General features: G+C 42.8%; 14 protein-coding genes. 7 read left to right on the top strand and 7 right to left on the bottom strand.

The window, feature by feature from the left end:
• Window positions 1-43 precede the first annotated feature (43 nt).
• Together ACYX4M_RS01145 and ACYX4M_RS01140 are read right to left on the bottom strand one after the other, a co-directional pair.
• Window positions 44-757: a hypothetical protein gene (locus ACYX4M_RS01145; protein ID WP_476081533.1), complete on the bottom strand. Its 714-nt coding sequence runs from the start codon at window positions 755-757 to the stop codon at window positions 44-46.
• Between the two features lie 137 nt (window positions 758-894).
• A complete protein-coding gene (locus ACYX4M_RS01140) occupies window positions 895-3144 on the bottom strand; it encodes an acyl-CoA dehydrogenase (RefSeq protein WP_476081532.1) in 2250 nt (749 codons plus the stop codon).
• A gap of 309 nt (window positions 3145-3453) precedes the next feature.
• Between ACYX4M_RS01140 and ACYX4M_RS01135 the strand changes: the two genes are divergently transcribed.
• The 4 genes from ACYX4M_RS01135 to ACYX4M_RS01120 all read left to right on the top strand — a co-directional run bounded on the left by ACYX4M_RS01135 (window position 3454) and on the right by ACYX4M_RS01120 (window position 6538).
• Complete coding sequence (locus ACYX4M_RS01135) at window positions 3454-4008, top strand: outer membrane protein (RefSeq protein ID WP_476081531.1); 555 nt, start codon at window positions 3454-3456, stop codon at window positions 4006-4008.
• Between the two features lie 194 nt (window positions 4009-4202).
• Entirely contained in the window at window positions 4203-4460 is a 258-nt protein-coding gene (locus ACYX4M_RS01130; RefSeq protein ID WP_476081530.1) for a DUF3081 family protein, read from the top strand.
• Between the two features lie 232 nt (window positions 4461-4692).
• The gene (gene lpxL, locus ACYX4M_RS01125) at window positions 4693-5628 is read left to right on the top strand and encodes an LpxL/LpxP family Kdo(2)-lipid IV(A) lauroyl/palmitoleoyl acyltransferase (protein WP_476081529.1); all 936 of its coding nucleotides are present in this window, start codon (window positions 4693-4695) and stop codon (window positions 5626-5628) included.
• A 292-nt stretch (window positions 5629-5920) separates the two neighbouring features.
• Entirely contained in the window at window positions 5921-6538 is a 618-nt protein-coding gene (locus ACYX4M_RS01120) for a TcpQ domain-containing protein (protein WP_476081528.1), read from the top strand.
• A 13-nt stretch (window positions 6539-6551) separates the two neighbouring features.
• Here the strand turns inward: ACYX4M_RS01120 and glnE are convergent, their stop codons facing one another.
• Complete coding sequence (gene glnE, locus ACYX4M_RS01115; RefSeq protein ID WP_476081527.1) at window positions 6552-9464, bottom strand: bifunctional [glutamate--ammonia ligase]-adenylyl-L-tyrosine phosphorylase/[glutamate--ammonia-ligase] adenylyltransferase; 2913 nt, start codon at window positions 9462-9464, stop codon at window positions 6552-6554.
• A gap of 272 nt (window positions 9465-9736) precedes the next feature.
• Between glnE and ACYX4M_RS01110 the strand changes: the two genes are divergently transcribed.
• A complete protein-coding gene (locus ACYX4M_RS01110) occupies window positions 9737-10642 on the top strand; it encodes a DUF350 domain-containing protein (protein ID WP_476081526.1) in 906 nt (301 codons plus the stop codon).
• Between the two features lie 100 nt (window positions 10643-10742).
• Here the strand turns inward: ACYX4M_RS01110 and ACYX4M_RS01105 are convergent, their stop codons facing one another.
• Window positions 10743-11018 (bottom strand): GIY-YIG nuclease family protein, encoded by a 276-nt coding sequence (locus ACYX4M_RS01105; RefSeq protein ID WP_476081525.1) that lies wholly within the window; start codon window positions 11016-11018, stop codon window positions 10743-10745.
• Between the two features lie 103 nt (window positions 11019-11121).
• On the opposite strand from ACYX4M_RS01105, the gene hldE reads away from it, so the two are divergent.
• Both hldE and ACYX4M_RS01095 read left to right on the top strand, forming a co-directional pair.
• Window positions 11122-12552, top strand: a complete 1431-nt coding sequence (gene hldE, locus ACYX4M_RS01100; RefSeq protein ID WP_476081524.1) for a bifunctional D-glycero-beta-D-manno-heptose-7-phosphate kinase/D-glycero-beta-D-manno-heptose 1-phosphate adenylyltransferase HldE — start codon at window positions 11122-11124, stop codon at window positions 12550-12552.
• A 156-nt stretch (window positions 12553-12708) separates the two neighbouring features.
• Window positions 12709-13773, top strand: coding sequence for an XrtA/PEP-CTERM system-associated ATPase (locus tag ACYX4M_RS01095; RefSeq protein WP_476081523.1), 1065 nt, complete (start codon window positions 12709-12711; stop codon window positions 13771-13773).
• 132 nt (window positions 13774-13905) lie between these two features.
• Here ACYX4M_RS01095 and ACYX4M_RS01090 read toward each other — a convergent pair whose 3' ends face one another.
• The 3 genes from ACYX4M_RS01090 to ACYX4M_RS01080 are packed head-to-tail and all read right to left on the bottom strand — an operon-like array spanning window position 13906 to window position 18057.
• Window positions 13906-15582 carry a porin family protein gene (locus ACYX4M_RS01090; RefSeq protein WP_476081522.1) on the bottom strand — a complete coding sequence of 559 codons (1677 nt, stop codon included), beginning with the start codon at window positions 15580-15582 and terminating at the stop codon, window positions 13906-13908.
• On the bottom strand, window positions 15551-16489 hold the full coding sequence (locus ACYX4M_RS01085) for an XrtA-associated tyrosine autokinase (protein WP_476081521.1): 939 nt from the start codon (window positions 16487-16489) through the stop codon (window positions 15551-15553). The genes ACYX4M_RS01090 and ACYX4M_RS01085 overlap by 32 nt, the downstream gene beginning before the upstream one ends.
• The gene (locus ACYX4M_RS01080; protein ID WP_476081520.1) at window positions 16489-18057 is read right to left on the bottom strand and encodes an XrtA system polysaccharide chain length determinant; all 1569 of its coding nucleotides are present in this window, start codon (window positions 18055-18057) and stop codon (window positions 16489-16491) included. Before ACYX4M_RS01080 ends, ACYX4M_RS01085 begins: the two co-directional genes overlap by 1 nt.
• Window positions 18058-18084: the final 27 nt, after the last annotated feature.

Here is an 18084-nt window from a genome sequence, read left to right as displayed (position 1 = left end):
ACACACAGCAGTGAAACGCCCACTTTTCGAAGTGGGCGTTTTTTTAGTTTTGTTGCTGGTCTAAAAGTGCGAGCTGCTTTGCAATAGCTTCTGATAAATCGTCAACTAAGTGACTATGTTTTTTGTGTATTACATGCACGATCTCATGTTCGACGAGGGGAATAAACTCTATTCCTGATCGTCTGAAAATGTCTTCTTCAGCGTGATCACTCGGCATAATCGCGTAATCAAAGCGCCCGCCGAGCAGCAAATCAATAACATGATGATAGTCGTCAAATTCAAAGATATTGGCTTTTAACGCACGGGATTGCTTACCCATATTAAAGAAAAAACGTGTGGTAGCTGCTATGGCGTTGTCAGGATTTTCAATAACATCCTTACTACATTTCGCTCCCCTGATGCACAGCAGAAAAGATGCGCCATGAGAAAGCGCGGGAGGAACAATCATTATATTGTTATCAGGCTGAGCAACAACGTCAAAACGAACGACGTCTGCGTCTGTCATACCTTGCTCTAAAAGCCGCAGGCCGCGCTCTCCTCCAACTTTTTCGAAAGTTACTTCAATTCCAATACTGCGATAAGCCCGCTCAATCAGTGGTTTATAAAAATTATTTACGCGCGGATGATTTAACTCACCAATTACAAAATGCGAACTCTCGTGTTCCGCAACGACTTTTAGCGGTGAGAATAGAAGTGTAATAAAAAGAGGAAGAAACTTCTTAGCGGTTGAAGCAGGAAACTTACACTTTCTTTTCACTGCGCAATCCTTTCAGCGATTACCTTAATCCCTTAATCGTAGAGCACAAAACGAACAATGGAAAGAAATGGCAAATGACATAAAAAAGCCCCATCGACTGACGGGGCTTTGTATTCATTAAGCTTTCAGCTAAATGCTTAAGCAGCGTTTTGACCGCCATCAATTGCTTTAAGCGTTTGTGACGCTGGAACAAGTTCCATATCGAACGTGTACTCGTCTACACGTACTGCTAGCTTGCGCTTTTCGTTATAGTCGTGAAGCTTAGCTGCTTCATCTGCAGTTACCACACCTTTTTCTTGCAACTTGCTAAGTGCATGTTCAAAAGAGATGAACGGCACTACAGGCTCTTTGCGAAGTGCTTTTTGCACTTTACCAAGAAGGTGCGCTACTGCGTGTTTTGCTTTAAACGCTTGCTCGTTAATGTCGTTACCATCACCAGGACTAACGCGCACAAGATGTGTTAGCTGGTCTTTCACGCTATTATCTTGCATAGACGCAATTGATAGCTCACGTACTAAGTCGTCGCTAATACCCGCTACACTGTTTGTATAGGTATTGGTAAGAAGACGCATTAGACCGCGTGTTGCTGTGTTCGGGAAATTGTTGATGAAGTTAACAATTGCCTGGTCAGCTTGTTGTAGAGACCATTGCATAGCGTACTCAAAGTACGGAAGTGCAAGCTTTCTATCTTCAATGCGCTGCTCGTAAAAACGAATTGCTGCCATTGCGCCGTATAGGTAGCTCATAACGTCACCTAGACGGGCTGATAAAAGCTCAGCTTTCTTAAGGTCACCGCCTAGTACCGCAAGCGATAGGTCAGCAAGTGGCGCTAGTTTTGCTGAGATGCTGTTTACACGCTTCTCGTACTTACGAACTTCTGGCAACGCTGACTCGCTTTCACGTAGGAAAGGAAGGTAGCCCTTACCTAAGCTACGGAATGCATTTTTAACACTGAAGCCTACAGTTTTACGAAGTACCTTGTTGAACTCTGCATCCGCTGAACTTTCGTTGCTGTGGATTAGGTCAACCATGTCTTTCAGGTAAGGGTGACAACGCATTGCACCTTGACCAAAGATCATTAGGTTACGAGTAAGAATGTTTGCACCTTCTACCGTAATAGCGATTGGAAGTGCAGCATAACCGCCCGCCAATGTATTTTGAGGGCCACGTTGAATCGCCTTACCCGCCTGGATATCCATCGCAGAGTTCATAACGTCACGACCTAGCTCAGTCATGTGGTATTTAGCAATTGCTGTTACTACTGATGGCTTAACACCTAGGCCTAAACCTTCAGTTGTTAGAACACGCATCGCCTCAAGTAAGAATGTCTTACCCGCGATGTCAGCCATTTTCTCTTGAATACCTTCGAAGCGACCGATTGGAAGACCAAACTGCTCACGTACGAATGAATACTCTACTGTGCCTTTAAATGCAGATTGTGCTGTAGCCACACCCATCGCTGGAAGTGAAATACCGCGACCTGCGCCTAGGCAGCTAACTAGCATCTGCCAGCCACGACCAATATTCTTTTGACCGCCAATGATGAAGTCCATAGGAATAAACACGTCTTGACCACGAGTAGTACCGTTATAGAAACGTACGCCCATAGGGTCATGACGGTTACCTAGCTCAACACCTGGGTGCGACTTAGGAAGAAGGGCACACGTAATGCCTAGCTCTAACTTGTCGCCAAGTAGTTGGTCTGGGTCGAATACTTTAAATGCAAGACCAAGTACAGTCGCAATTGGAGCAAGCGTAATATAGCGCTTGTCCCAGCTTACGCGTAAACCAAGTACTTCTTCACCGTTGAATTCGCCTTTAGTTACGATAGCCGCGTCTGGAATCGCACCTGCATCTGAACCTGCTTCTGGGCTGGTTAGTGCAAAACAAGGGATATCGCGACCGTCCGCTAGGCGAGGTAGCCAGTAGTCTTGCTGCTCGTTTGTCCCGTAGTGCATTAGAAGCTCACCCGGGCCTAACGAGTTAGGTACCATTACAGTTACCGCAATTGCACCGCTTTTCGCAGCGATTGTTGCAACAATCGTAGAGTTTGCATACGGGCTGAATTCAAGACCACCAAATTTCTTTGGAATGATCATAGAGAAGAAACGGTTCTTACCAAGGAAGTCTAAAACTTCTTGAGGGATGTGCTTACCGTTACCAAGCTCGAAATCATCGATCATATTCAATAATTCAGCTACAGGACCATCCATGAATGCTTGCTCATCCGCGCTCAGTTTTGCCTGAGGTATATCGCGTAGCGCCTGCATGTCAGGCTTACCCTGATAAATAGAAGATTCAATCCATACGTCACCCGCATCTAGGGCTTCTTGTTCTGTAACTGAAATTGGGGGTAATACTTTCTTTAAGCTAGTTCTGATACTCATAATAACTCATCCGCTCATCTGACCAGTTGTTTTAGTTAATACTACACCTTATTTGAAAAAGATCAAATTTTGTAAAAACGCTTTGGTTTATAAATAGTTAGTTTTGATAACCGTGCAATATTAGTACGAAAGTTTTAAACAAACGTTTAACATTGCTCAAATTTAATGGTCAAAAAATACACATTTCGTGGGTTTGTGACATTTTTTTGGGGGAAGTTGCTTTTACAGTCCACTAATTTTTTCGAAGCGCGTTTTATTTATTCTCATTGTCTTTTATAGTTAGCGCTCTTTAACAAGGAGAAGTAAAAAATGCGTAGTCTTTCACAATCATTCGCCAAAATTGCTATTGGTAGTGCGTTCCTTGCGAGCTTAGCCTTTCCTGGGCTGGCCTCAGCAAATGGGTACGCGGTTGCGAATATTGGATATGGAAATGTAGATACTGAAGTAGATAGTGAAGCAGACGTTAGCTACTCTGCTGCTCTAGGCTATCAGTTCCATCGTCAGTGGTATGTAGAAGGGGGATATATATCTCTTATTGATACAGACAACGATGAGCAATCAATTTCATCGAAAGGCCCATATTTGGCTCTACTGGGCAAAGCAAGCAGCCAAAAAGGAGAGCTCTATTACAAACTGGGCGTTGCAAGCGTTGATATTGAGCATGTATCTGTAGAAAGCTCTGCTTGTGGTAGTGATGCTGCTGCTTGCGGTTACGATGATACTATTATTGCTGGACTTGCCGGTTTAGGTTTTGACTATTATCTTGGCCTTCAGTCAATGGTTCGTGTCGAATACACCTATTTTGGTGGTAAAGATGATTTTTCAGCTCATATCGTTAACCTTGGATTTCGTTACAACTTCTAAATAGTGAGCAAGCGTGAGAGCGGTAATTTACAACAAGGCTGGTGTTTACTGTCTCTGACCACATTACAAATCATTATTCACAATATGACGACTAGAGTCTGTTTTCAAAGCATAGAAAAGAACTCGTAGTTCATTTGAATCCAAAAGACGCTCGTTCATGTAAAAATAAGTAAATTCACAACTATGGATTTACGATGAAAAACGAATTAGACAGCAAGTTCTTACTTCAGGTTTTCGATAAGATTCGCCAACATGGGGCAAAAGAAAACGAACAATTTAAGCTTAACGGAATAACAGCGTTTACTGACCACGACGGCTATACGCTGTACATCGAAGACGTTAACGTAAAGCTTCAGTTTGGTTTCCATAATCAGTATCACTTTGATTATGATTCAAAAGAGCAGTACGAATCTTTTGAAAAGAAATTAAAGCAGATAGACAAAGAGTACTGAGCTACAGTTCCTTTTATTCTTGCTACAGCAAGCTAAAAACAAGCGGTATTGCAAACCCAAACCTAAAGGCTAGGTGGTGACGTTTAACAGATAATGTAATCCTGTCGCTGCCTGCCTTATATTGGTTGTCATACCGTTTACCCTAACCATCTTGTTGTTCAACTGGCCCAATTAGCCCCGATAAAAACCTTCTGTTACAATGCCGCCCACTTCATTTACTAGGAAAGATACATTGGCGGCGGCAATTAAAGCTCCTAAGTTTAAGTTGGCATTTCTTGGCCCTAAATTCTGGCCCGTTTGGTTGGGCGTTTTTATCCTATACGCAATTACTTGGCTACCTTTACCTGTTATCCGAACTATTGGGGGCGGCGCAGGGAAGTTAATTGCTCTTGTAGTGCCTAAACGAGCCAAAGTTGCAAAACGAAATCTACAGCTTTGGAACCCGTCGTTGTCAGAAAGTGAAATTGAGGCACTTTACAAAGAAAACATACGCAGAACGGGTATGGCGTTGTTTGAAACAGCCATGGGCTGGTGGTGGCCTGACTGGCGAGTAAAGCGAGCTATTGAAATTGAAGGCACCGAGCACGTGGAAGCTGCCCTAGCTGAAGGCAAAGGTGTTTTTGGTATGGCGCTACACAATATGAACTTAGAGTTTGCGTGTCGCGGGATTGGCTTTTATCATCCTAGTATTGCCTTTTACAGAAAGCATAACAACCCGTTAGTCGATTATCTTCAGTATCACGGGCGCAACCGCTCTAATAAATACATGATTGATAAACGTAATGCCAAGGCACTTATCGCAGCACTTGATGATAGAGAGTTATGTCTGTATTTGCCTGACCAAGATTACGGCCCCAGACAGAGCATTTTTGTGCCATTTGGTGGCGTAAAAGAGACAGCGACCACAACGGCTACGCTAATGTTTATTAGGCGAACAAATTCTGAGCCTATGATCATAACTTCGCAATACACTAAGCGTGGCTATAAAATAAAAATTTTCCCACCTCTTTCTGAACTAGGTGCAATGGAAGATGTAGAGGCTTTAACCCTTTTAAATCAACATGTTGATAGCGCAGTGAAGGAACAGCCAGAGAGCTACCTATGGATGCATAAGCGTTTCAAGACGCGCCCTGAGAGTAATCCCGAATCGCTTTATAAATCATTGTAAACGCCGAACAAAAAGTCATCCGAGCGAAAAAAAGGGTACAACAGTTAACTAGAGCGAACGAGTCGCCAGCATTTCGTAAAGAATGGAACTATATAAATGGCAGTAGGTAACCAAAGAACACAATAACTGTATATGCCGTGGCTTGTCACAACTAGTTTGATCTTATAAAAATAGATAAATAGGATAAAGGCACTTTAAAGCAGATTCGGCTAGAGTATGGAAACTAGGATAGATTTAAGCGGGGATAATGCAGCTTAGATCGAGTTTGGATGTTGTAATAGATTGGTAGGTTATGGGACAGACGAGTTATTCAAGCTCTTCATTTTGGGCAAAGCAAATTGGCATCGCGGTAGTGCTTGTTATTGCTGCAGGCGTACTGATTTATATGCTTCAGACACAAGAAGATTCACCTACTCCCGCGTCACAAAAAGAAGAGAAATCGGTATCAAAAGGGCTCAGCGAGTTCTACCGCGACTTTCGCATGTCTTCAACTGACCCACTAGAAGATGAGCAGGGTGACTTCGTGCTCGATATTGCCGGAGTAGATCCTAATCTAGACAGCAAGTTAGCAAAAATGTCCAGTCAGACCCGTCCGGTTGAGAGGAACTGGACTGGCGAACACAAATATCGCATCTTCAATGAAGGCAATACGCTTCGCGAGGCTATTTCACAGTATGCGCAAGCGGAAGGTATGCAGCTGATTTGGAACCTAGAACAAGATTTTGTTATCAAGCATCAATTTCAACTAGACAATACAGTTGCCGGTTCTTTAGCTAAGATCGCAAGCGCAATTGATAGTAGTTTCGAAGGCGACGTTCAAGCTTACCTTTGTGCAGAGCAGCGCTCTTTAGTTGTTACGGCCCAAGAGACCGATTTTCTTAAAAATCAATGTCGCCGAGTCCGCGGGTAGCTCGTTGGCAGGCTCAGTCACTTCGCCTGCCAAATAATGTATCCCAGTGTTGTCTCACTTGCTCGCGTATAATATCTAGCTCTTCACTTTGATCAGCGTACTTGGTGTCCGCCAGGGTGAGGTGATGATATTGCTCACGAAGCCTTAAGTAGGCCTTTTGAAGTTTTTGTGCTGTTGGCGTATCAATGATGTCCGCGCTGGCTGCAACATCGAAAATTCTAAGGTTATCTGGATACTCCGTCATTGCTTTCACAGTACAAGCGTTTGCTAATACAAGGTATTGAGCAATAAATTCAATGTCGGTAATACCGCCTTCACATTGCTTCAAATCTACTTTTTCATTATTTTTAGCCAGCAGGTGCTCACGCATTTTTATGCGCATTTTGCAGACATCTTGTGACAGTGTTTGGGTATCTCTAGATTGGCTGAGAATTGAATGTCTTACCTGTGCAAAGTTATCCAAAAGCGATGCGTCGCCGCAGATAGCTCTTGCTCTTACCAGTGCCTGGTGTTCCCATGTCCAAGCTTCCTCAACTTGATATTTTTCGAAACCGTTAATGTGACAGCACAATAGCCCCGCGTTACCAGAAGGGCGCAAACGCAAGTCAGTTTCGTACAGCTGACCAAACAGTGTTTTAGTATTAAGGAGATGCATAATCCGTTGGGCCAACTTAATATAAAACTGTTGTGCTTCAATTGATTTTTTGCCGTCGGTGCTACTTGAACGGGGCGCATTGTGTATAAAAACCAAATCTAAATCCGACCCATATCCTAGCTCATAGCCACCCAATTTACCGTAGCCGATAACGGCAAAGCCTTTGTCATTACCCTCAAGATGCGAAGGAACGCCGAAGCGCTGTCGCATTTGCATCCATGCCGCGTTAACGACATGCTCTAAAATGACTTCTGCTAAAACGGTTAGTTTATCGCTTACATTGTTGATGGGCAGGGATTCACTGATGTCGCTGGCTGCGATACGAAGCTGCTGGCAAAGTTTGAACTGTCTAAGACCATCCATCAACATTTCCACGTCATCTTGCTCTATACGCAACATAGTCTCGCGCAGCTCGAGCTGGTATTCCTGTTTACTGGTTTTGATGTCTGTGTTTTGCTGTCCTAAATAGAGTGGGGTAAGTAGCTCATCTAATAAAAGCGGGAATCGCCTGATTTCTTGCGCTATCCAGTCACTTCTCTCGCAAAGCCTAACTAACTGCTTAAGTACATCAGGGTTTTCTAGTAAGAGATCAAGATAGGTTGTGCGGCCGGTAATGGCTTCAATCACGCCTAATAATCGGCTCAATACTTGTGCAGTGTGATTAGGGTGCTGCTTAATTAATACATATAAAATTTCTGGAAGAAGTTTGTTCAGCGTATCTTCGCCTCTTTGACCTATGCGATAGTTTCTTTGTTTATCTTTAAAGGCGACGAGAATGGTGAAGATTTGATTACTTTCCCTACTGGAAAGGTGGTCGCTAAACGTTTCAGTAAATTCATCTTCCTGCAACGAAAGACGCCATGCGTCTTGGCATGCAATAAAGAGCTGGTCTTCATCTGAATGGGTGTCATGGCATTCCTCAACTAATTCGTTGAAATGACCGTGAATGCGAGCCATGACTTCGTCTACATGGGTTAAGAAGTCGCTATAATCAGCAAAGCCCATAACATCAATCAGCGCATTTTGTTGCCACGGCTCGTCGGGCAATGTTTGAGTTTGACGGTCTTGGCTTTGCTGTAATGTATGTTCTACTTTTCTCAAGAATAAATAGTCTTGTTTAAGCTGCTTTGTTACTGCGCTTTCTACAATATCTAATTCGCTCAAAACGTCTAGGGTATGAAGTAAAGACTTACTTTGCAGAGCAGGCTCACGACCACCGTGTATAAGCTGAAAACTTTGGGCAAAAAACTCAACTTCTCGAATACCGCCAGCACCCAGTTTAATATTGTTACTTAAACGTCGCCTGCGAATTTCGGTAGCGATAAGCTTCTTCATATTGCGTAGTGCATCTAGCGTGGTAAAGTCTAAATATCGTCTAAACGTAAACGGGTGAAGAATGCCTTTTAGCCACGAAGCATTATCTGAACTGTCATCATTAATGACCCTTGCTTTAACCATGGCAAAGCGTTCCCAGTGCCTGCCTTGGTCCTGATAGTAGTCCTCAAGCGCAGCGAAATGCATTACAAGGGGACCGGAATCCCCAAACGGACGTAAGCGCATATCCACACGGTAGACTTGCCCATCATTAGTAACTTTGTTCAGCGCTTGAATAAGCTTTTGGGCTAGCTTGGTAAAAAACTGTTGATGCTCTAGCGCTTTCTTGCCTCCGCTAGTTTCCCCTTTTTCCGGGTAAGCGAATATCAAGTCAATGTCGGACGAAAAGTTAAGTTCTCGCCCACCGAGCTTGCCCATACCAAGAATGTACATATGCATATCTTGGTTGTTGCTCTTCGGAGTACCATAGCGGTGAGCTAAGTTCTGATAAATCCAGTGGTAAGCGCTTTTTATCAGCGCATCCGCCAATGCTGAAACTTGTGCAAGTGAATCTTCAATATTTTGCTTATTTAGCACATCTAAGAAGGTGATACGTGCCATTTCTTGATTGCGGTATTCACGAAGTATCTTTAGTAATTCGTCTTCGCTCTTAAGTGCTTCAAGTTTTATTTTTAATTCAGTGCTGAAGTGAGTAATAGTCGAGTCAGAATCAGTTAAATTAGACAAGGGAGCGACGACTCTGGAAATAAACGCGGGCTTTTGTATCAATGTTTCAGCTAGGAAAGCGGAGCGAGCAAAAGCGCTTAAAAGTGCTTCGCGATGGTTTTCTACAATGACTCGATCGGTTTCGGTTAAGGCTGGTGAATCTAGCAACTGCTGCCATAGTTTTTCGGCTTGCTCTAGGTTTGTCATGCTATTTTCGTTATCTATTGGCATAATGCTCGCGTCTTAAGAGAAATCAATCGTGTAAAATAATGAATACTCACGGTTTTACTAAAAGTATTCGTTGCCTGTTTTTTTTGCTGCCTTGGATAATGGCAGTGACTTCTGCAGGCATTTATTAAAATAAATCTGAACAAGTTCGCTGTCATCCTTGTAACAATTTAGCAAGGATGAATGCTGCTGCCCCAATTGTTATTACTACGACAGCAATGATTACAGAAGGGCAATCAGCAAGGAACTTCGTATGTTCAAGGAGCAAAGATAACGTGGAAGCCTTATTAAAACTAGTACCTCTAACGCAGGAACTATTGATTTACCTTGCCATGGATGTGGCAATAGCGTTAGTGCTACTGATGATTATGAAATGGCTGACTGGCGCATTTAGAAAGTACTCAGTAACTGAAGAGCTTGGTGTAAAAGATAACTTTGCGTTTGGGATTAGCATTGCTGGAGGCATGTTGTCTCTGTGTATTGTATTAAGTTCAGTAGTAGGGCGTCACATAGGGGTAGGGTACCAAGAAGCAGCCATTGGCATGGTGACTTTTGGTATTGTGGGGATCATGCTAGTGAAATTTGGGCGCTTTGCTCATGATAAGCTAGTGCTTAACAAGCTAGACACCCACACAATGATAGCCGAACGAAGCGTAAGTGTGGCGCTCGTCGATGCTGCTAGCCTGGTAGCCAGTGCAATAGTACTTCGTAATATTATGATATGGGTTGATGGAAGCGACATGAATGCGCTGATTGCCATAGTAACGGGTTTTACCGTAGTTCTGACTATGCTACTAGTGATGACACGAATTTTAGAGTTTAGGTATGCGCGTGATAATCAAAATGACTCGTTTCAGGGGGCATTAGAGAAAGGGCAGTTAGCGCTCGCTATTGAGCATAGCGGTAATCTGCTTGGTACGGCTATGATTGTATCAGCAGCAAAGAACTTACTTATTTACAACCCATCGGGTTATGTGAGTAACGTAACGGGATGGTTGATTGTGAGTGTGTGTTTGGCTATCGCGCTTCATTTATTGGTTCTAGTGAATAAAAAGATCATTCTTTTCGGGATGAACTTTCGACAAGAAGTGGACCATCAGCACAATGTAGGCGTAGCGGCGTTAGGTTTTACGTTAAGCATCGGTAACGCTATGATCATCAATGGTGTTTTAGGAGGCTAGTTAAGCAATTTGGCGGTTTTTCACGGACCTAGCTCTCAAAATTCTTTTTTTTCTGGGCTTATATTAAATGATGTTTGGCGGCAAATCAGTCGCCAAACACTTAGTCCTCAAACGCTGACTTTATACATGGTAAATCGTTGAGCTGCTTTTTTTGAATGATGTCATTCTTCTGAGCACGACTCATTTGCTTAACCGCATATTCAAGTCTTGCCGCCTGTGCTTTGTCGGCAACCTCAAATACGGCCCTAAAAATTAATGGAGACTTACCTTTAAGGGCCTTTGCACCACCTTTTAACAGTCCTCTATGCTGGGCTATTCGACGTTTAGGGTCGGTAGTAATACCCGTATAAATCTGCCCGAACTTGTTTTCGACCATATAAAGATACCAAAGTGGATTTGCGTTTGGTTGGTGGGTATTGCCTGTCTTGGCTGTTATACTCTGTGCCAATGTACTCAATGTCTAAAAAGTTACTCTCAGCATGATATTACCAGATTTTAGTAAAGCAAAAGTGCTTATTGTTGGCGACCTTATGTTAGATCGCTATTGGAGCGGTGGTACAGGGCGTATATCTCCAGAAGCTCCTGTGCCAGTAGTGAACGTTAATAGTTCTGAAGATAGAGCTGGCGGTGCGGCCAACGTTGCAGTGAATGTAGCAACATTAGGTGCAGAGGTAACCCTGCTCGGCATGTGCGGTAAAGACGAAAACGCCAACATATTGAAAGAACGATTAGAGACTCACAACATTCACTGTGACTTCTTTGAAGTTGACGGCTTCGATACTATTACAAAGCTTCGGGTGATGAGCAGAAATCAGCAGCTTCTGCGCTTAGATTTTGAGAAGAGTTTTGAGGATACGGATAAATCAGCTTTGGAATTAGCTTTCGATAAGGCGCTAGACAATGCTGATGTCGTTATTTTAAGCGACTACGCAAAAGGTTGTTTAAGCAACCCGCAAGCATTAATTGAAAAAGCGCGCAGTAAGAACAAGCGTGTGATTGTCGACCCCAAAGGAAGTGACTTTGGTAAATACGCTGGTGCGACATTAATTACCCCAAATATGGATGAGCTTCGAGGTATTGTCGGTAAATTAGATAACGAGCAGGCATTAGTGGAAAAAGCACAGTCACTGAAAGCATCGTTGAATTTAAGTGCCCTTCTTGTAACGCGCTCAGAAGACGGCATGACATTGTTTGACGGCGACAACACCGAATTTCATTTGCCAGCAAAAGCTAAAGAGGTGTATGACGTAACCGGGGCAGGGGATACGGTAGTATCAACTTTAGCAGTTGCTATAGCCTGTAAGTTACCGCTTCAAGCAGCTTGTGTGCTCGCTAATTTAGCAGCAAGCGTTGTTGTTGGAAAACTGGGAACCTCCACTGTGACCAATACAGAGCTAGCATTGGCGTTAGGTGAACAGTCGGTGCATTTAGATGGCGGCGTGATGAATGAAGACCAGCTAGAAATTGCGCTTCAAGCAGCTAAAGCACGCGGCGAACGTATTGTCATGACCAACGGTTGTTTTGATATTTTGCACTCTGGTCACGTTGCCTATCTTGAAGAAGCGGCACAGCTTGGAGACCGCTTAGTTGTTGCTGTTAACACTGATGCGTCTGTGACCAAACTAAAAGGCCCTGGTCGCCCAGTGAACAACGTTAGCAGACGTATGGCGGTGCTGGCAGGCTTGAGCGCAGTCGATTGGGTTGTACCCTTTGAAGAAGATACGCCTCAGCGAGTTATTGCCCGATTATTGCCAGATGTATTGGTAAAAGGCGGTGACTACAAAATTGAAGAGATTGCAGGTGGCACTGAAGTGCAGGCAAATGGTGGTGAGGTTAAAGTACTAACGTTTGAAGATGGTGTATCGACTACGGGTATCATTGAGCGCATTACTGAAAACAAACTGCGATAAGCCTTGAGTGGGAGCTATAAAGATAATACTTCGATAACGGCGCGTTGTTGGTTACCATATGGATTAAAAGCATAGGTAAAAGGCAACGCGCTGTTATTAACCAACTTTAAGCGTTAGTTGTAAATACACATTTCTAATAGAATAACGGTAAATAGCATGTACGAAAGTTACTATGGACTTAACTCGAAACCGTTTCAGTTAACCCCAGACCCTGAATTTTTCTTCGCAAGTAAATGGCACAAGCGCGCTATGTCTTACCTGCAATATGGCCTTTCTCAAGCCGAGGGATTTATTGTTATTACCGGTGGAATTGGAACGGGTAAAACTACCGTAGCAAACAGTCTGCTTGAAGAAATTGAAGACGATATTGCGGCAGCGCAAATAGTTACGCCAAAGCTTTCGCCAGACGAACTAGTAAAAATGGTCGCCTCCAAATTTGATATCCCTATTGAGGGGCGTTCAAAAGCTGATATTCTTAAAGCGTTAGAAATTTTCTTGTACGACTTAAATAAAGCGGGTCGTCGTGCTTTATTACTTGTAGATGAAGCCCAAAATCTGCCTCTTGAGACTATCGAAGAGCTTAGAATGCTGAGTAACTTTCAGCTGAACGGCAAGCCGCTTATCCAAAAGCTCTTGCTTGGTCAGGAGGAGCTCCAGCCTATCCTGCGTGCGCCTAATATGGAGCAGTTTAGGCAGCGTATTGTGGCGTCCTGTCACTTAGCGCCGCTTTCGCTGGAAGAGTGTAAAGAATATATCGAATACCGTTTGCATCACGCCGGTTGGAACGGGTCTGCGTTGTTTAGCGACGAGGCGTTAGAACGCATTCATATGTTCTCTCGCGGTATTCCTCGTAAAATTAATACCCTAATGGATAGGGTAATGCTCTATGGCTTTTTAGAAGAACTAGAGAGCTTTGACGCGGACGCAGTAAACGAGGTGATTGAAGAAGTAAAAGCTGAAATGTTCGAGCCAGATAAAACGGGCGCAGAAGTGACCGAACATATGGGCTTTGCTGACCACCCTGAAAGCCAAACTATCATGACCCCTAAGGGGAATGTTATACGCGATACCAAGTACTATTTAGATATGCTGGCAGAGCTAGTAGATGCGTTAGATGACGCTATTTCACAGAAAGTGAAAATGACCCAGTACGTAGATAAGCTTATGAAGAAGAAGTTTAAGACCTATGTGCGATTAAAGAGTGATGATAAGAAAGAGTGAGGTTTTTTTAACTACTATCGTTTGGTGAACAAAAAAGCGCCTTTTTACTAACGTAAAATCGGGCGCTTTTTTGAGTTTAGGTCACGAGTGATGCCTATAAACTACAACCAGTAGATTGAAAAAATCAGTGAATTAGTCATAGGTGTAGGTAATAGAGGCGCTTAGTCGTCTGTCGGTATAGTTGTTACCAAACTGTGATATGCCCGTATTCAAATCTCCCTCTTGCTCAAGAAATCTAGCATCAATACTTGCTTTTAACCGGCGACCGAACTCTCTTTCTAGGCCTATAGATGCATTCCAATTATCGCTCTCGCCCCTGAATATTTCCTCCGAGCCTTGGCCTGTAATATTTGCATAACTAATACTGCTAGTAATATTAGTGTAACTGCCAATTTTATAGGCTAGGTTGGTACCGAACGAGTAAGTGCGTCTTAGTCTGTCTTCGTCTAAATAGTCATCTTCAGAGTAGCGCCAAGAAAAAGCGAGAGTAACGCGAGAAAAGTCGTAACCCGCCTGGAAATTCGAACTTTTTCTTAAAATGATATTGTCGTCGAACTCTAAATTTTGAGATGTAAGTTGAACCAGTTGCTCACCTGCATTAGGCGTGTAGCTTAAACTGTTGGGTTGGAAGCAGTCGGCGATTGATGTTGTTGCCGTAGGGCAAACGAATACACCTAAATTTTCAGGGTCGGCTAGAAGTCTCGAGGTATTAGTTACATCCTCTGAATAACTAAACGATGTTCGTAAGTACTTAGAATTATAGCCGATTGTTGCTGAAGCAGATTCCCCATAAAAGCGACGTCCATATGTTACTGCGATGCGAGTGCGGGTACTCAAAGCCCACTGCAAATCGACACCTACAAATGTTTCACCGTCATCTTCCTCAATATCAGAGTCGCTCTTATTTGCTGTTATCGAGATATAACGATTTTCAGCTTGCCGATAAGTTAAACCTGCACCATAAGAATTAAACTCCCTAACCAAACTGTTCGTGTCATCTCTGTCTGATATTTGGTTAGCTTCGTGCCTTGCAGTCAAACGAATGGCCCAGTCGCCATAAATTCGAGTATCTATATAAACGTCACCAGTTCTCGATTCGAAGTCACCATTGTTTGCTTGACCTCGCTCAGTATTCTGATAAGTGCCCGTAACTGACCAAATGAAATACTCGGCTTCATCACCGTTTATTAACTTGCCGCTTAGTTGATAACTATCATTATCGAGAGCATTGCTGTTAGTCAAAGACCGTTCTGAAGCTGTATCTGAGTAGGAGGCTGTGCCTTGTCCTCTTACCCAGTCGCCTTGGTCAAGTGTCAGCGTTGATGAGAGTCTGTTGGAGCGTGTTTTTGCCAAGCTGTCAGAATTTGCAATAAAATCTGTTACCAGAAAATTTGAAGCATTAGTATTCTGATAGCTTAATGCCCCAGCGGCTTGAAAAGATAATAAATTTTCAAGAGGTTCCCACTGAGCAGAATAGCTGTACTCTGCATAATCTTGGCGCTGGCTAGCATCGTCGTTATCGCGTTCCAGATGGGTGTATGTACCGGACCATAACCCTTGAAATGTTCTTGTTTGATAAGTAGCGTTTACTTTTGGTGCCACAGTCACTGTTGTAAGTGAACGGTTTCCATTTTCCTCAGTATCGACACTTTGATAGATGGTTTCGGCTGTGGCAACAGCATTCACGTCAAGTTTTGCAAAAGCAGGTAGACTTGTTGCGACGGCTGCAGCAACAAGTGTCGGCTTTATTATTCTTCTTTTAGGCATTGTGTTGCGCCTATTCGCTGCGCTCTGAGTAATAATACCCATAATATCCGCTTCCATCGGTGTCGTTATGTACAGACTTGTTCACTACAAATCCTATGGCCATCTCTGGGTTCAATCGCTCCACAGACATTTTAATATCGCCTATCTTCGCTTTGCCCTCTTCTACGACAACAACCGCTTGGCCAGCGAAATTAGCGAGAATAGCACTCTCGTTTATACCAATGAGAGGAGGCGTATCAAAAATAACTATTCGATCTGGGTATCTGTTAGCAAATTCATTAACAGTGTCATGCATTTTTTGACTTGCTAGCAGTTCGGTAGACAAATGGTGCGACTTTCCTGCAGGAATAATTTTCAGCTTATCGATGTTGGTTGGGTACAGCACATCTGAAATATCGTCAACGTCCCCGGTCAAGTATTCCATTAGCCCTTTACGACGTTCTAACCCTAAAGTGTTTAATACATTAGGCTTAAGTACATCAGCATCCACTAGCAGTACGGTTTTATCCTGCTCTGATGCGATACTCATTGCCAGGTTGGTTGCAGTGAATGTCTTCCCTTCAGAAGGGCGACTACTGGTAACCATAATAATGTTCGGATTGTGAAGAGTTTTCGCTAGTGAACCAAAAGCATTTGCTAAAAGCTTACGCTTTATTTCGCGGTACTCTTCGTTAATTTGCTTCCTTTCACCGTTAAGTGAAATATGCCCATTCTTATCAAGGCGTGCAAAGTCGATAACAAATTCGTCGAGTGGAGATTTCTTATTAGTAAATTCCTTCTCTTCAGCAACAACTGTTTCAGCAGGCGCAGGTTTGTCAATTGTGACCTTGGAGTCTTCGGATACTTTTGACTGTAATGCGCCTTCCAGTTTTTCGTCAACTATTTCGTTTCGCTTTGCCGCTTTCGCTTCTTTTTGTTTTTGAAGTGCTTTCTCAATAGTGTTTTTCATTAAAGAAGCCCTCCAAATAAGTCTATGTTCATAATTTCAGCCGCAACTAGTGCGCCATACATCGCCAAAATAGTACTACTAGAGAGTAAGAATACGATGAGCCGAGTTCTATTAGTTTTGTTAATTTGCTCAATGTTCAAGTGCGTAACCGTGCCCCAAATAGGGTAATCTGACACATTTAGTAACTGCTTAGGTCTTATCAATATAGGATTGAGTTGGCTAATTAGAAATGCGATACCGATTCCAGAACCAAAGCCTATAATCAAAACGGCAGTATAAAAAATAAAACGGTTCGGCCCGGAAGGGCGTTTAGGTAACAGCGGAGGCTCTATTATTCTAAATTGTAGGTCTTCTGCAGATACATCAGCTCTTCTTGATAGGTCCGCTGATTCTTTTCGTGATAACAGCTCTTCATATTTACGCTTGGTAACGTCGTAGTCTCGGTTTAACGCTGATGACTCAGCTTCTATTTGTGGTATGAGATCGACTTTGCTCTCTAGTTCACCAATCTTCCTTTGCAAATCAATTTCTTTTACTCGCAATGAAGCTATTTGACTTTCAAGACGGCTAGCTTCAAGCTTTATTTCTCTATTAAGTTCCGATAACGGCTGCGAAGTATCACTGCTGTCTTCATTTACAAACGCCTCTATCTCTCTATCTCTAGAATTCTCAAGGCTTTCTAAAAGTGCTTTTGTCTCAACAACGTCCGGATGAAGATCCGTAAATCTAAGCGAAAGTCTATCTAACTCTTCTTCTAAAGATTTAATTCTTGCATCATATCTTGTCTGCAGTACAGGCTCATTTTGATTAGTAACTCCAAAACTATCAGTTCTTCTTACCTTACTAATTTGATTTTTAAGCGAATCAACTTGTTGTTGAGTTTGCTTTATCAACAATCGAGTGGATTCTAGTTCATTGTTCAGAGTTTGAAGATTAGAGTAGTATGTGCCAGCAAGTGGTAATATATCATTATACTGACGTTTAAAATTGGCTAATCGTTGTTCAGCCTCTGATAGCCTAGACTCGTATTCTGTGATTTGTTCGTCTAGGAATCTTCCAGCCGTATCTGTGTCTTTACGGTTATTACCAAGAGCTCCTTCTACGAAAAGATCCAAGGTCTCTTGAACAACGCGTTGAGCTATGTTTGGGGACTGATTCGAATAGGAAATGTTATAAATGTTATCCCTTCCGGTCTTGTTAAGCTTGATGCTGTTGGATAGGCGGTTTACTAGTTCGTCAAACTCATCCTCGTTTTGCGTAGTAATATCAAGATCGCTCTCACGTGCAATTTTTTCAACATTACTTCTGCTTAGTAATGTTTTAGCCATCATTTGAATTTCTTGGTCGGGATTTGTTTGTATAGCAAGCCCTTTAAGTAGGGGCTGCAACACAGACCGAGTATCTACGAACACTTGCGCTTTAGATGAATAGACATCGGGAAGACTAGCTACATATAAAAAGCCAATAGGGCATATGAGCCAAGAAAAAATAATCACATAACGCTTTTTAATCCATACCCCTTTAACATAATCAAGGATCTGGATTAACGTTTGTTGTAAGTCCTGCATTTTATTATTTGTTCCGTTTACTGCTTT

Source organism: Alteromonas sp. ABV4_150 (assembly GCF_056311745.1).
This window is presented reverse-complemented; position numbering and strand designations above follow the sequence as displayed.

What these genes read in the sequence shown, in the direction of transcription:
- ACYX4M_RS01105 (WP_476081525.1), bottom strand. Translation starts at nt 11,018, where the DNA reads ATGGTCGAAAACAAGTTCGGGCAGATTTATACGGGTATTACTACCGAC.
- ACYX4M_RS01130 (WP_476081530.1), top strand. Translation starts at nt 4,203, where the DNA reads ATGAAAAACGAATTAGACAGCAAGTTCTTACTTCAGGTTTTCGATAAG.
- hldE (WP_476081524.1), top strand. Translation starts at nt 11,122, where the DNA reads ATGATATTACCAGATTTTAGTAAAGCAAAAGTGCTTATTGTTGGCGAC.
- ACYX4M_RS01085 (WP_476081521.1), bottom strand. Translation starts at nt 16,489, where the DNA reads ATGAAAAACACTATTGAGAAAGCACTTCAAAAACAAAAAGAAGCGAAA.
- ACYX4M_RS01140 (WP_476081532.1), bottom strand. Translation starts at nt 3,144, where the DNA reads ATGAGTATCAGAACTAGCTTAAAGAAAGTATTACCCCCAATTTCAGTT.
- ACYX4M_RS01080 (WP_476081520.1), bottom strand. Translation starts at nt 18,057, where the DNA reads ATGCAGGACTTACAACAAACGTTAATCCAGATCCTTGATTATGTTAAA.
- ACYX4M_RS01135 (WP_476081531.1), top strand. Translation starts at nt 3,454, where the DNA reads ATGCGTAGTCTTTCACAATCATTCGCCAAAATTGCTATTGGTAGTGCG.
- glnE (WP_476081527.1), bottom strand. Translation starts at nt 9,464, where the DNA reads ATGCCAATAGATAACGAAAATAGCATGACAAACCTAGAGCAAGCCGAA.
- ACYX4M_RS01095 (WP_476081523.1), top strand. Translation starts at nt 12,709, where the DNA reads ATGTACGAAAGTTACTATGGACTTAACTCGAAACCGTTTCAGTTAACC.
- ACYX4M_RS01090 (WP_476081522.1), bottom strand. Translation starts at nt 15,582, where the DNA reads ATGGGTATTATTACTCAGAGCGCAGCGAATAGGCGCAACACAATGCCT.
- ACYX4M_RS01120 (WP_476081528.1), top strand. Translation starts at nt 5,921, where the DNA reads ATGGGACAGACGAGTTATTCAAGCTCTTCATTTTGGGCAAAGCAAATT.